The 12,896-nt window shown below is 39.9% G+C and carries 10 protein-coding genes; 2 read left to right on the forward strand and 8 right to left on the reverse strand.

The window, feature by feature from the left end; genetic code table 11:
* Positions 1-10 precede the first annotated feature (10 nt).
* Positions 11-1,393 carry an aminopeptidase P family protein gene (locus ACSQ6I_RS02260; RefSeq protein ID WP_438888650.1) on the reverse strand — a complete coding sequence of 461 codons (1,383 nt, stop codon included), beginning with the start codon at positions 1,391-1,393 and terminating at the stop codon, positions 11-13.
* A gap of 240 nt (positions 1,394-1,633) precedes the next feature.
* On the opposite strand from ACSQ6I_RS02260, the gene ACSQ6I_RS02265 reads away from it, so the two are divergent.
* On the forward strand, positions 1,634-2,434 hold the full coding sequence (locus ACSQ6I_RS02265) for a PhzF family phenazine biosynthesis protein (protein ID WP_438888651.1): 801 nt from the start codon (positions 1,634-1,636) through the stop codon (positions 2,432-2,434).
* Positions 2,435-2,459: 25 nt separating this feature from the next.
* On the opposite strand, the gene ACSQ6I_RS02270 is transcribed toward ACSQ6I_RS02265, so the two are convergent.
* The 6 genes from ACSQ6I_RS02270 to ACSQ6I_RS02295 all read right to left on the reverse strand — a co-directional run bounded on the left by ACSQ6I_RS02270 (position 2,460) and on the right by ACSQ6I_RS02295 (position 10,845).
* Positions 2,460-4,004 carry an iron uptake porin gene (locus tag ACSQ6I_RS02270; RefSeq protein ID WP_438888652.1) on the reverse strand — a complete coding sequence of 515 codons (1,545 nt, stop codon included), beginning with the start codon at positions 4,002-4,004 and terminating at the stop codon, positions 2,460-2,462.
* Between the two features lie 189 nt (positions 4,005-4,193).
* Entirely contained in the window at positions 4,194-5,192 is a 999-nt protein-coding gene (locus ACSQ6I_RS02275; protein ID WP_438888653.1) for an aminoglycoside phosphotransferase family protein, read from the reverse strand.
* Positions 5,193-5,214: 22 nt separating this feature from the next.
* Positions 5,215-7,059: an ABC transporter ATP-binding protein gene (locus tag ACSQ6I_RS02280; RefSeq protein ID WP_438888654.1), complete on the reverse strand. Its 1,845-nt coding sequence runs from the start codon at positions 7,057-7,059 to the stop codon at positions 5,215-5,217.
* Positions 7,060-8,217 carry a glycosyltransferase family 4 protein gene (locus tag ACSQ6I_RS02285; RefSeq protein WP_438888655.1) on the reverse strand — a complete coding sequence of 386 codons (1,158 nt, stop codon included), beginning with the start codon at positions 8,215-8,217 and terminating at the stop codon, positions 7,060-7,062. It abuts the gene before it with no gap.
* 11 nt (positions 8,218-8,228) lie between these two features.
* Positions 8,229-9,479, reverse strand: a complete 1,251-nt coding sequence (locus ACSQ6I_RS02290; RefSeq protein ID WP_438888656.1) for a glycosyltransferase family 4 protein — start codon at positions 9,477-9,479, stop codon at positions 8,229-8,231.
* A 79-nt stretch (positions 9,480-9,558) separates the two neighbouring features.
* A complete protein-coding gene (locus ACSQ6I_RS02295) occupies positions 9,559-10,845 on the reverse strand; it encodes a glycosyltransferase family protein (protein ID WP_438888657.1) in 1,287 nt (428 codons plus the stop codon).
* A gap of 917 nt (positions 10,846-11,762) precedes the next feature.
* Between ACSQ6I_RS02295 and ACSQ6I_RS02300 the strand changes: the two genes are divergently transcribed.
* Entirely contained in the window at positions 11,763-12,206 is a 444-nt protein-coding gene (locus ACSQ6I_RS02300; protein ID WP_438888658.1) for a DUF4332 domain-containing protein, read from the forward strand.
* Between the two features lie 45 nt (positions 12,207-12,251).
* Here ACSQ6I_RS02300 and ACSQ6I_RS02305 read toward each other — a convergent pair whose 3' ends face one another.
* On the reverse strand, positions 12,252-12,866 hold the full coding sequence (locus ACSQ6I_RS02305; protein WP_438888659.1) for a TetR/AcrR family transcriptional regulator: 615 nt from the start codon (positions 12,864-12,866) through the stop codon (positions 12,252-12,254).
* Between the last annotated feature and the right edge of the window lie 30 nt (positions 12,867-12,896).

The raw sequence follows: 12,896 nt of genomic DNA on the forward strand, positions 1-12,896 counted from the left end.
CAGATTCTAATTATTTGGGAAATTCTAACAAATCTTCTATAGCACTAGCTTGAGTCGGTAATGCGACTGTTAAAACTTCGCTACCTGATTCTGTGACTAAGACATCATCTTCGATGCGGATTCCACGCACATCTGCAAATTGTTCTAGTCTTTCCCAATTAACTAAATATTGATATTGAGAACGAATTTTCGGATCATTTAAAATTGCTGGAACTTGGTAAAATCCCGGTTCAATGGTCACAAGCATTCCCGGACGTAGAGGACGATTTAACCGTAGATAACTTAACCCAAAGCGATCGCTCCTTTTTCTCCCCTCATCATACCCTGCTACATCCCCCAAGTCTTCCATATCATGAACATCCAAACCCAACAAATGTCCAATTCCGTGGGGAAAAAACAACGCATGAAGATCCATTTTTACCAAATCTTCCGGTTTTCCTTGCAAAATCCCCAAATCTACCAAACCTTCTGCAATTACAGTTGCAGCTAAAAGATGAATTTCCCCATATTCCACACCAGGGGCTATCTGCTCAATGCAAGCATCATGAGCCGCTAAAACAATATCATAAATATCCCTTTGGGTAGATGAAAACTTCCCAGAAACAGGACAAGTACGGGTAATATCAGCAGCCCAACCAGTATCAGTTTCTGCACCCACATCAGCTAAAAGTAAATCCCCTGGTTGTAGCGAGTGATAATAATGCCCATTGTGTAAAACTTCGCCATGTACCGTCACAATACTAGTGTAAGCAGTCGTCATATTATGACCCATAATTACCGCTTCCATTGCTGCACGGACTTCCGCTTCTAGTTTCGCTTTCGGTGTTGCAGCCATTCCTGCCTTGTGTGCTTGGACACTCACAGCAGCAGCTTTGCGTAATTCTACTAACGCTGCTTCATCATGGGTGAGACGTAGAGAAATAATAGCTTTAGCTAAATCTAAATCAATTCCCTCCGGTTGATTTTTCGGTAAAACCCATCTATCTAGTAATTGTGTTTGTTGTGTCCAAGTTGCAGCATCTTGTACCGACAGAGTAGCCGCATTTTCTAAGTAATCTGCTAATTCTGCCATTGGTCTGGCATCATCCGCGCCTATTTGTTCGGCGATTTCTTCACGGGTAGGGGTTTCACCGTGCCAAAGGGCGCTACTGGGATGGGGGTCATCTATAAAGAGTTGTAGATTGCCAGCTTCTAGACGAATGGCGGCATTTTGGAGAGAAATTCCCGCGAAATAAAGGAAATGGCTATTGGCGCGGTAGGGGAAAGTATTAGCGGGGAAATTGCGGGGACTGCTACCACCAGACCAAAGAATAGCAGGAAAATCAATTAGTTCAGCTAGTTTTTGACGACGGTGACGGAGGGTTTCGGGTAAAGTAGTGTTTTGGGTGTACATAAAATTTTGAATTTTCAATATGACAAAATATACCTTTTCTATACTTTTACAGCCATTTTTGAGTAAATGAACCACATCTTTTTTGTCTCACGCAGAGGAGCCAGTTGCCTCAACGGGGGTTCGCAGAGTCACAGAGAGGAATAAAGAGTTTGGTCTAAATATATGAAAACTGCTGTAAATCTTCTGCCTGGTTTCTGTAAATATGTAACTATAGGTACATAAATTTTTCACCCTAACTATATGAAACAAATTATTACTCAAGTCGATGCTTTCACCAATACACCATTTACAGGAAATCCTGCGGCTGTCTGTATTTTAGCAACTCCCCAACCTGATGAATGGATGCAAAAAGTCGCTCAGGAAATGAATTTATCAGAAACAGCTTTTTTAGTGAAGCAAGATGATGGTTTTAATTTACGTTGGTTTACACCGACAGTAGAAGTTCCCCTTTGTGGTCATGCAACTTTAGCCAGCGCCCATGTACTATGGTCTGATGGGCATTTGTTACCTGATGAAATTGCACGTTTTTATACTAAAAGTGGGGTACTAATTGCCAAGTTACAAATACATTGGATTGAGTTAGATTTTCCCGTCAATCACTCCCAACCCATAGAAGCACCAGCAGAACTGAGTCAAATTTTGGGAATACCTTATAAATCGGTTTATCAAAATTCTTTGGGTTATTTAGTAGAAGTTGAATCTGAGGAATTAGTGCGAGAAATGCAACCAAATTTCCAGCAGATGAAAACCTTACCTATTGCTAATTGTATTGTTACTAGCATAGCCAAATCCGGCTCTGATTATGATTTTGTCTCTCGCTTTTTTGCACCGGGTTTAGGGATTAACGAAGACCCTGTGACTGGTGCGGCACATTGTTGTCTAGCACCATTTTGGCGCAATCAGTTGGGTAAAAACAAATTTTTGGCTTATCAAGCTTCTAGTCGGGGTGGAGTGGTAAAAATTAATTATCCAGGTGAAAATCGTGTTTTTATTTCTGGACAAGCGGTAACAGTGATGCGAGGTGAATTAATTAAAGGTTAATTTCCCAGCAAGCAGTCAAGTCTAGTTAGAAGGTAAATGTTGTCCGAACAGTACCGACATAAATGGAGTCATTGCTATGATCATGTTCTGGGCTTGTAATCATAAACAATCCCGGAGTTATTGCCAGATTATCTGTGATGGGAAAGTGGTAAAAGGCTTCTAAATGTAAAGATGTATCTTTATCTTCAAAAACACCACCGAAACTATTATGAGTTACTTTCGGGGGTTGACCGAACACAAATCCAGCAAAGCTACCTTCTTTACCAATATCTTTGAGAGTTAGCAAAACTGCCCATGTTGAAATAGTAGCATTTGCATCTGTTGGTAAATCTTCTGTTTCGGCATGAATAAAACCAATTCTACCACCAAGAGAAATAGTTGGGTTAATTTGCCAAGCTGCTTCTGCACCGAAAGAATTAGCAGTAATCGAATTTGCCTGATCATTAAATGGATCTCTAGTTAATTCGCTGCCAGTTCCCGTATTTAAATTGTTGTGAGAGTAGACGTAGGTAAAACTAAGTGCTGTTGTTTTAGTGGGTTCGAGAGTGAGTTGAGAAATAACACCATTAGGACTAGAAAAAATTCCCTTCTCTGAATCATCTGCATTACTAGCAATATATCCCAATGAAAAATTAGCAGCATTATTCAAATTATGAGAAATACCAACACCCACTCCACCACCTTGTCGTCGAATAGGATTTTCTCGTCCAAATGTAGAAATTGATCCATCTCCACTACCACTATACAGAGGATGGATACTAGGAACTAAATCACCTAATCCTCCTCCCAAAGCATACAAAGTCATACGGGTTTCTTTACCTAACGGAAACCTATATTCTATTTCATCTAATTCCACCTCATTATCATCATCACCATCAAATCCCAAATTTGCCATTTTAGTTCCAGTCACATCTTCCAACTCTGGTGTATTGCTACCTTGTAAACGCACCTGTAATTTATCTTTACCTGTAAAACTACTTTCTAAAGTGAGACGAACACGATTACTCAATACTAAATTATCATTTATTGGCTTATTAGTAGTTTTAGCTTTTTGTTTACCAGCAACCCCAGTCACAGCAAAAATTACCTCTCCCTCTAGCTCAACATGAGGTGAAAACTGTTGTGATTTTAATTGTTCAACCTTGGTTTCTAATAAATTAATGCGATTCTCAAAAACATTTAATTCCGCCGAAAATTCTCTTTGTAATCGCTGAATGGCAGTTAAAGTTTCTTGGTCAATTGCAGCATAATCATTATTGATAATTAGCTGATTTATACTAGCAATACAAGTATTGAGTCTAGCTGCGAATTGATATCGAGTCAATTTTTGATTAGTCAACTCATGATTTTTATATGAATCATTTACGCAATTAAAATTTTTAGCTAATGCTTGTAGTGTTTTAAATTTCCAACCATCAATACTAACATCAGATAATTGAGAAACGGAGTTAATTTTATTGAAATTATTAATATCTGAAGATATAGAATTAGCTTGAGTTCTACTGCTCAGAGTGCAAGAAACAACTAAACTAATTAAACCAGCTTTTAGTAAACAGCCGAAATTCTTCACAGCAATCTCCTGAAAATAAGAAATCTCTCTTCTCTGCGCCCTCTGCGTCTCTGCGTGAGAAAAAATAAATTTATGCACCATCGAAGGATATAAATATATAATTACGAACTACTAATTACAGCGGATTTCGTACATACCCAGCGGGCAAGATGCCCGCACCACAAGAGTTTTATCATTCAAATTTGTAGCTCATTTAAATGAAATCCGCTGTATATTTAAACGCTGTTCACATAGATTTAATAATGCTTCTGTAAAAAAAGAACGTTCTAAAAATAGAGTGCTAACATGAATATGTCTGACTAAAGTCAAAGTGCTATAAGATGCAATTGCAACTCGTAAATCATTACTTGTAAGCTCAATAAATTTCTCAATTAAAGATGTTTCCAAATCGCACAAATCCCCAGAATTACCAAATACACGCAGACTGTATTCTTGAATATGACCAATAAAATTACCAATATCTAGGGCTGGATTACCTTGGCAATATAAATCCAAATCAATTAGATATAAACGCTCATTATTAATAATCAATTGATCAGGATAAAAATCTCGATGAATACCACAGAGCTTTGGTTCTGGAGTGTTATTTCCTAAATAATCACATTCCGCTAAAACTTTTTCTAACCGTTCTTGCCATTGTGGATATTTTTGGATGACTAAGGGAATGCGTTCATGTAAAATTCTTAACTCATCATTCATAGTATGAGAACGACGGGGAAGAATATTAGTTGCGTGAAGTTTATGAGCAGCTTTAGCAATTCGTTCAGCCCAGAAAACACAGTTATTTGGTGTTAATAATTGAGTAAATGTCACACCTTCAACTTTACGCTGTAACCACATTTGCCATTCAGGAATTACACCCACAGGTTCAGGGACAGAAATGCCATCAACACTATCATCACCGAATCCTGTTTCCCACAAAGACCTCTGTAACTCATAACTACGAAAATCAGTTCCCTTAGCGCGAACCTTACCAATTAGCGTTATCTTTTGCCCAAAATCATTAATCAATTCATATTCAATCAAACAACGTCGCCCCGGTTTGTGACGAATCACCTCAACTTTTTGCAACCGAGTATTTTGAGCAATTAACAAACACCTACTAAAACATTCTTCCACCTGAACCAGATCAATCGCTGCTGATAAAAAAGGCATTTTAGAATCATTAACAACTAAATTTAGTAACACTTTGCGTACCTCCGCGCTTACCTCAGCGTTCCTCTGCGTTAAAAAACTCCTTCCTCTCCACATCCTCATTTCGCATTGCAACTTGCACCTGATACAAAGCCGCATAACGCCCATTTTGCTGCATCAATTCCCAATGAGAACCTTGTTCTAAAACCTGCCCATTTTCCATGTAAACAATCATATCTGCGCGATTTGCAAAATCAAGGTCATGAGTAATTAAAAACGTCGTGCGGTTTTGAGAAAGCCTTTGTAGAGCATTAATCACAGCCTTTTCATTGCCCTTATCTAAACCAGTCGTAGGTTCATCTAAAATGAGAATTGGAGTTTGACGAATAGCAGCCCGTGCGATCGCAATTCGTTGCCGTTGTCCCCCCGAAAGTGTTGCCCCTCTTTCCCCCACAAAAGTGTCATAGCCTTGCGGTAAAGCTTGGATAAAATCATGAGCATTTGCTAAACGTGCAGCATCCTCAATCTCAACATCTGACACCCCAGCAACACCATAAGCAATATTTTCCCGAATAGTCGCCGCAAACAAAATACTTTCTTGTAAAACCACACTAATTTGCGGACGTAAAGATGCTAAAGTATACCCTCGAATATCCCTACCATCAATCATAATTTGACCCTGTGTAGGGTCATAAAGCCGCAGTAACAAACTCACTAATGTAGATTTACCACTACCAGAAGTCCCGACAATTGCTATTTGTTGTCCTGGTTGAATATTTAAATTGATGTCTTCTAACAGAACTTGTCCTAGTTCATAGGCAAAATTAACATGATCAAAACACACCGCACCTCGAAAACTTGGTGCAGGAATTGCATCAGGTAAATCTCTGACATCAGGCTGCTGATTTAATACATCTAAAATTCGTTCCCCAGAAGCCGCAGCTTTAGCCAGTCTGCCGGTGTACTTAGCGAAGTTCTGTACTGGCTTAAAAGCATTCTTGAGATAGGTAATAAATACCAATACATCCCCTGGTGTCAAGGCATCTCGCAACGCCAACCAAGAGCCATACCAGAGAACAATAGCTGTTCCTAAAGCAATGACAGCATCTACAGTCCGTTCTAAGTGAGCGGCCAAACGTTGGGTTTTGACACTCTCATTGAGACTACGCTGATTCTGTTGAGAAAAAACTTGTGCAAAAGCATCTTGCAACCACAAAGCTTTGACTAATTTAATGGCTGCAATTGATTCAGCCGCAGTAGCAGCTAAAGCCCCTTCTTGTTTCCGTTGCTTTAATGAGGAATCTTTAATTTGTTGGCTGAGTCGATTGGTAACTAACCAAAATAACGGTAACGTCAGCAGTGATAATAGGGTAAGGCTGGGATTCATCCAAAACATCACCCCAATCATGCCAAACAAACTCAGAATACTGACTACTAAAGGCAATGCAGCCGTAATCATGATTTCTTGTAGACGACTGGCATCACTACTGACACGAATAATTAAATCACCGCTACGGGCTTGGGTGTGATAAGCCAAAGACAAATCTTGGAGATGACGATATAAATGATTACGCACATTAGCCATAACTCGGCTGCCGACTGTGGCTAATCCCACCGTACTCCAATAGGCTGCAAAAGCGCGTAATCCAGTAAATACAAGGATTGCAACGGCAGAAAGTGTCAGTAAAGTCAGCGGTTCGAGATTTGCGATTGCTGGAATATTGGTTGGTTGATTATTGCGGATGAGAACATAATCAAATACAAACTTGAGCGGCCAAGGTTCTAGAATTCGGAGTCCCACATCTGCAATGAGAGCGATCGCAGAAATTACAATTAATCCATAGTGTGGGCGAATATAAGGCCAGAAATAAACCAGAATTCCCCAAAGACCAGGAACAGCTTTTTTGAGGGATTTTGCCATTTATTGTCTTACCTCCATATAGAATCCCGCTATATGCAGAATTTGTTGAGCGATCGCATCCCAGGTATGATGTTTCATCACCTTTTGGCGTGCAGCTTGTCCTAGACTGTGACGGAGATTCGGCGATCGCCATAATGTTTCTAAAGCCTCAGCTAGTGCGATCGCTTCACCAGGAGGACAAAGAATCCCATTTACCCCCGGTTCAATTAAATCGACTAATTGCCCAATTTCACTCACAACCACAGGCAAACCAGCCGCCATATATTCATAAACTTTCAACGGTGAAAAATAAAAATCTGCTTGCGCTGGGTAAGGTGCAACAGCCACATCCATTGCCGCTAATAATCCAGGAACTTGATCAGGATTTACCGCACCAGTAAATTGAGTATAAGCATCTAATCCCCTTGCCGATAATTCAACTTCGAGATGTTCTCGTTCTGGCCCATCACCAACTATTAAAAGTCGAGCTTGGGGAACTTTTTGATGTAGTTGGGAAAAAGCCTCTGTGAGAATTGGTAAACCATGCCACGGTTTTAAAGTTCCCACAAATCCCACCGTAAAAGTTTCCAATTCAGTGGAAGTATTAATATTAGAAAACCGTTCAGGATTTACAGCATTAGGGATGACATGAACCTTACTACTATCCACATAATTCATCAAATAGGTTTTCACCTCCTCAGAAACAGCAATAACAGATGTAGCCGCTTGAAAAACCCGATTAGCAACCTGTTCAGCACTATCAACATCAATCAAACCGCGATGCTGTGCCTGTTCCGTAATCAAAGGAGAATTCACCTCTAATAAACCCGGAATTCCCCTTTCTTGGGCAAATTCCATAGCGCTATAACTCCATAGAGAATAACGCTCATACATGAAGTCAAAATCTCCAAACTTCTGTAAAGCTAAACGTAAATCATGATTAATTCCTAAAGCAACCTGTTCCCTCATTGCCCTTTCTACCTTGGGAATTGCTGGCAACTGATGAACAATAATATGAGCTAAATCTGCTGGTGCTATTCCCCCAATCCGAGTAGCAAACAATTCAACATCACAACCTTGCCCTTGTAACGCTCCTATCACCTCCTGAACATGAATAGAACATCCCTTTTGTCCAAAAACAGGAATTCCCGAATCAGCGCAAATGTATGCAATTCTCACCTTAAAATCTCCTAACTCTTACTCTCTGAGCCTCTGCGTCTCTGCGTGAATAATCCCCTTAACACAGCAGTATTACGATAAATATCAAACTCAGATTCAATTAATTGCCTAGCCTGAATTGACAACTTCACCCGCAAAGCCGAATCAGTAAGCAATTCCTGAAGTGAAAACGCCAATTTCTCAGGATGATGTTGTGGAACAATCAACCCAGTCTCACCATGACGCACCACTTCAGGAATACCAGTCACATCGGTACTCACACAGGGAGTTCCCAATGCGATCGCTTCCAGTAAAACTGTAGGTAATCCATCCCGGTTGCCATCTTTACCAATTACATAAGGCGCTGCAAACACAGCCGCTTGTTGCACCAGTTGAAACACATCATTTTGGGGACGTGGACCAATAATTTCTATAAAAGATTGCAATTCTAAATCTTGGATTTGTTGTTTTAATGCAGGTTCTAATGATCCTGTACCGACAATTTGACATTGAAACTCGCAATTTCTCTGCTTCAAAATGGCACAAGCATCTATCAAAATAGATAGCCCTTTTTTTTCCACTAACCGACCAACTGAGATAATTAAAGGAGGACGGTTAGCGGGAGAAGAATATTGTAATTGTCGCAAATCCAAACCATTGTAAATGCGTTTAATTTGCTGTGCGGCTGTAGGATATGTTTTTTGTAAATAATTGAGGTTGTAATCACTAACAGTTACTACAGTAGCTGCATCCTGGAGTTTGCGTTCCATATCTGCAAATTCAACGCTCTCATGAAAAATGTCTTTAGCATGAGCCGTAAAGGTGTAGGGAATGCCCGTAAAGTGAGATGCTAATCTAGCTACACTGGTCGCTACACTGCCGAAATGAGCGTGTAAATGAGTGATGCCTTTCAGTTTTGCTTCCCGTGCTAACCATGCAGCTTGGTAGACTGTGCTGGCTTGTTCACCTTCAGCAACTGTCAACTTTGACCAAAAATCGGGAATGACTTTATTAGCCTCTTGTAATTCTGCCCAAAAATAGCTGGCTGCTGTGGGAGCAAGACTATTAAGAGATTCACTCACACGACCTTGAATTGGCTTTTTAATGTAGTTTACAGGCGATCGCACTTGGGAAATAATATTTTGAAAGTGAGTATCACTCGGTGGTCTTAAAGCAAAAATTTCAATGTTTAAACCAGCCGCTTCATGAGCCAAAATTTCATTGACAACAAAGGTTTCAGAATAACGAGGATAGCGCTTGAGAACGTAACCAACAATGGTCATAATTCGTAATTCGTAGTTCGTAATTCGTAATTGGGAAAATAATGTATTTATTCCCCCTGACTTCTACCTCATGCCTTCTTTAAGAAGCTTGTTGGGTTGAATGATGAACAGGCATGAGTATTTCGTCTATAAATTGAGAAATCTGGTTGAGTCCGTTGAGGTTGACACAGTTGCGAATCTGTGGTTTTTCGCTTTCTTGTATTAACCAATCTGTCAATGCTTGAGATGTGAGGTTGTGGGGGTGCAGCATATCCACTAAACCAAGTGACTGTAAGCGTTCAGCACGGATAAACTGCTCACGACGGGGTTTGATGCGGGGTACAATGAGCGATCGCTTTTGAAATGACAGCAATTCACAAGTTGTATTGTATCCACCCATTGCAATCACGCGTTCGGCCTGATTTATTAACAGGGTTGGCTCAGATAAATATTTCAATACCCGCAGATTAGTACGTTTAGCAGCCAACGTTTGAAGTCGTTGCTGCACCTGTCGCGGCATAAAAGGCCCCGTCAAAATGATGCCGTTCATGTCTGGTGGTAGTTCCGCACTAGCAAATGTTTCTGCTAACCGCGCTCCATCTTGTCCACCACCCACCAAGCATAATACTAATTTCCCTGATGGCAAATTGAGGGATTTAAAAGTCTCAACACTATCCAAATCCATGAATTTGAGGCGGCTACGTTGGTCTAAATAGCCTGTGTAGCGGAGTTTAGCAAAGGTATTGGGTTGAAAATTATATTCCTGTGCTAAATCATAAATGGCTGGATCTCCATACACCCAAACGGCATCATAATAGGTTTGGATGGCTTCTTCATTAGCTAGGCGTTTCCAATCTCGCTGTACAGATGCAGGTTCATCTAAAACATCCCGTAAACCAAGAATGCAGCGTGTTTCTCCTTGGGTACGCAAGTAATTCAATGTTGGTTCTAGTTCTCTGACTGCTCCTCTGGGTACATTATCGACAATCAAAATATCGGGTTTAAAAGTTTTGATTGTGGTGAGAATAACTTGCGATCGCAGTGTAATAATTTCCTGCAATGACAAATCTAATCTTCGTGCCTGATATTGTCCATCAATGTTTTTGTGCAGAGCAGGTAGGGTTAAACAATCAACTCCTGGAGGTATGAATACATTGCTGCCATCCTGTATGCCACTAATCATCAAAACATCGGTTTCTAAAGGTGAATATCCTAATGTTTGTGCAATTAACAAATTGCGGCGTTTATGTCCCAGTCCCATTGTGTCATGGGAATATAAAGCAATGCGCCACTTACGAGGATTGTGAGATGAACTACTAACCTCCCCAGATTCTTCTCTAGCCACCGTTAGTCCTATTTCTCTAGAGTGAGTTAATAAGTTTTTCATGGGCAATCCTGACAAAGTTTTCATGAGGGTAATTAACCACAACAATGATTAATGGCAATTGATAAATTTGCTCCTAGATTCAGAGGCAGTAGGCAACAGGCAGGACTAAGAACTAATTCCTACTACTGATAGCGGAGGTTGGCGCGAACTATACTCCCTTTATTACATTTAATTGATTTATTACCTATTTAACTCTCTCCAGATATTGAATTTAATAGAGTTAAATAGTAGTATCATTTTTGTACTGATTGGGGAGATAGATTTTCCAAGCTTTGTTTTTCAGACAGAATATTAAGATTTGATTTTGTTTTCTTTAAGAAAAATTAAAGATTATTGTTAACATAGCTATTACTCATGAAAAACACATGAAATATAGATGAAAATTTTCTCATCTTTAAATAATTATCATTATAGAAAATTAATTTATGTGTAATAAATGTAATTTTAAATAACCCAATTTGCATAAAATCAACTGTCAAAATAATTCGTAATTGATAATAATGCCTCCGGCAGGCTACACCAACGTAATTCGTAATTGCAATCAGTGGAGGCTTGAACCTACCACTGATTGTAGACCACTAAATCCAAGATTTAGTGGGGGCTTGTACCCTCTTTAATTACGAATTACGAATTACGAATTAGTAATTATTTGGTCATAGGAATAACTCAAATCAAAATAGAGAACAGGAAAAAGGGAACTCCACAAAAATAATCTCCCCAAAAACGATTAAAGTAAAGATTGGCATCGTTAAAAACGATAATTATATTGAGGAGGATAAAGGCCGTAGTGTTAAGAATATTTTCATCATTTTACAAAAACATAGTCTTTTCTGGAAATCACCAGACTCTTGCTTCTTTCTTTGCGTCTTCCCTGCGGGACGCTACGCGAATGCGCCTTTGCGTGAGATAAAAAAATAATGACCACCAAACAGACAAATAATAGAAATTTCCTACAAGCTGGTAATTGGCCTATTGAACAATTACCAGGATTAAACCAAGAGGAACAATCCCATCTCCAAAATTGTGGCATTACTACCACAGGAGAACTACTCAAACAAGGGAAAACCCCAGAAGCAAAACTAGTATTAGCGAGTAAATTGCAGGTAAATATTCAAGATGTCAATAAATGGTTAGTTTTGGCTGATTTGGCACGTGTTCCCAGTATTGGTACTCAATATTGCGGTTTATTACTCCATGCTGGTGTGATTTCTGTGGCACAATTGGCAGAAATTCCCACACACCGATTGCACAAACAAGTTATGCGCTTACAAGTAGCAACATTACAGCGTCGTGATTTGTGTCCACCAGTTGAGTTAGTACAACAATGGAGTCAACAAGCAAAGGTAATTCGTAATTCGTAATTCGTAATTGGAAAAACTATTACCCAGTCACCAGTTCCCAGTCCCCTACTCCTTAACTAGGACACCATTGAGGAAAATATCAGCGAGTCCTTCGGCCATTTTTTGCATTTCTTGGGGGGATGCGTTAGGTTCCAAGAGGGTATTATCAGAGAAACCAGCTACGGCAAACATTCCTAAAAATACCTTAGCTACTAGTTTGGCATCTGTTTGGCGATAGACACCTTTATCCATTGCTGTTTGAAAGAAAGCTTCCGCCACATCGGTCATTTTATCAATAACTTCGGTTTGAATGCGATCGCGCAAATCTGGATGAAACTGCACCTCCATGAAACAAACTCGCATCATTTCCACATTTTTTTGCATATTCCACATTCGCCGGCGCATCACCTGAGCTACAGCTTTATAACTACCCATTTCACTCAATTCTGTCAACAAATCTGTGAGAATTTCCACCCAGCCACTAGTTGCTACTTCGACCAAAATCGCCTTTTTATTAGAAAAATGACGAAACAGAGTACCCTCAGCTACACCTGCTGCTTGTGCTAAATCGCGGGTGGTTGTACCATCAAATCCCTGAGCAGCAAACAACTTTTGCGCCGCTTGTAGGATACGGGTGCGCGTCTGCGCCTCTGACGGTGGGGGAGAATTAAAAACTCGCATAATAATAGTAGTTATTGCTATATCTCAGGA

Source organism: Anabaena sp. WFMT, assembly GCF_051781005.1.
Classification (GTDB): Bacteria; Cyanobacteriota; Cyanobacteriia; order Cyanobacteriales; family Nostocaceae; genus Anabaena.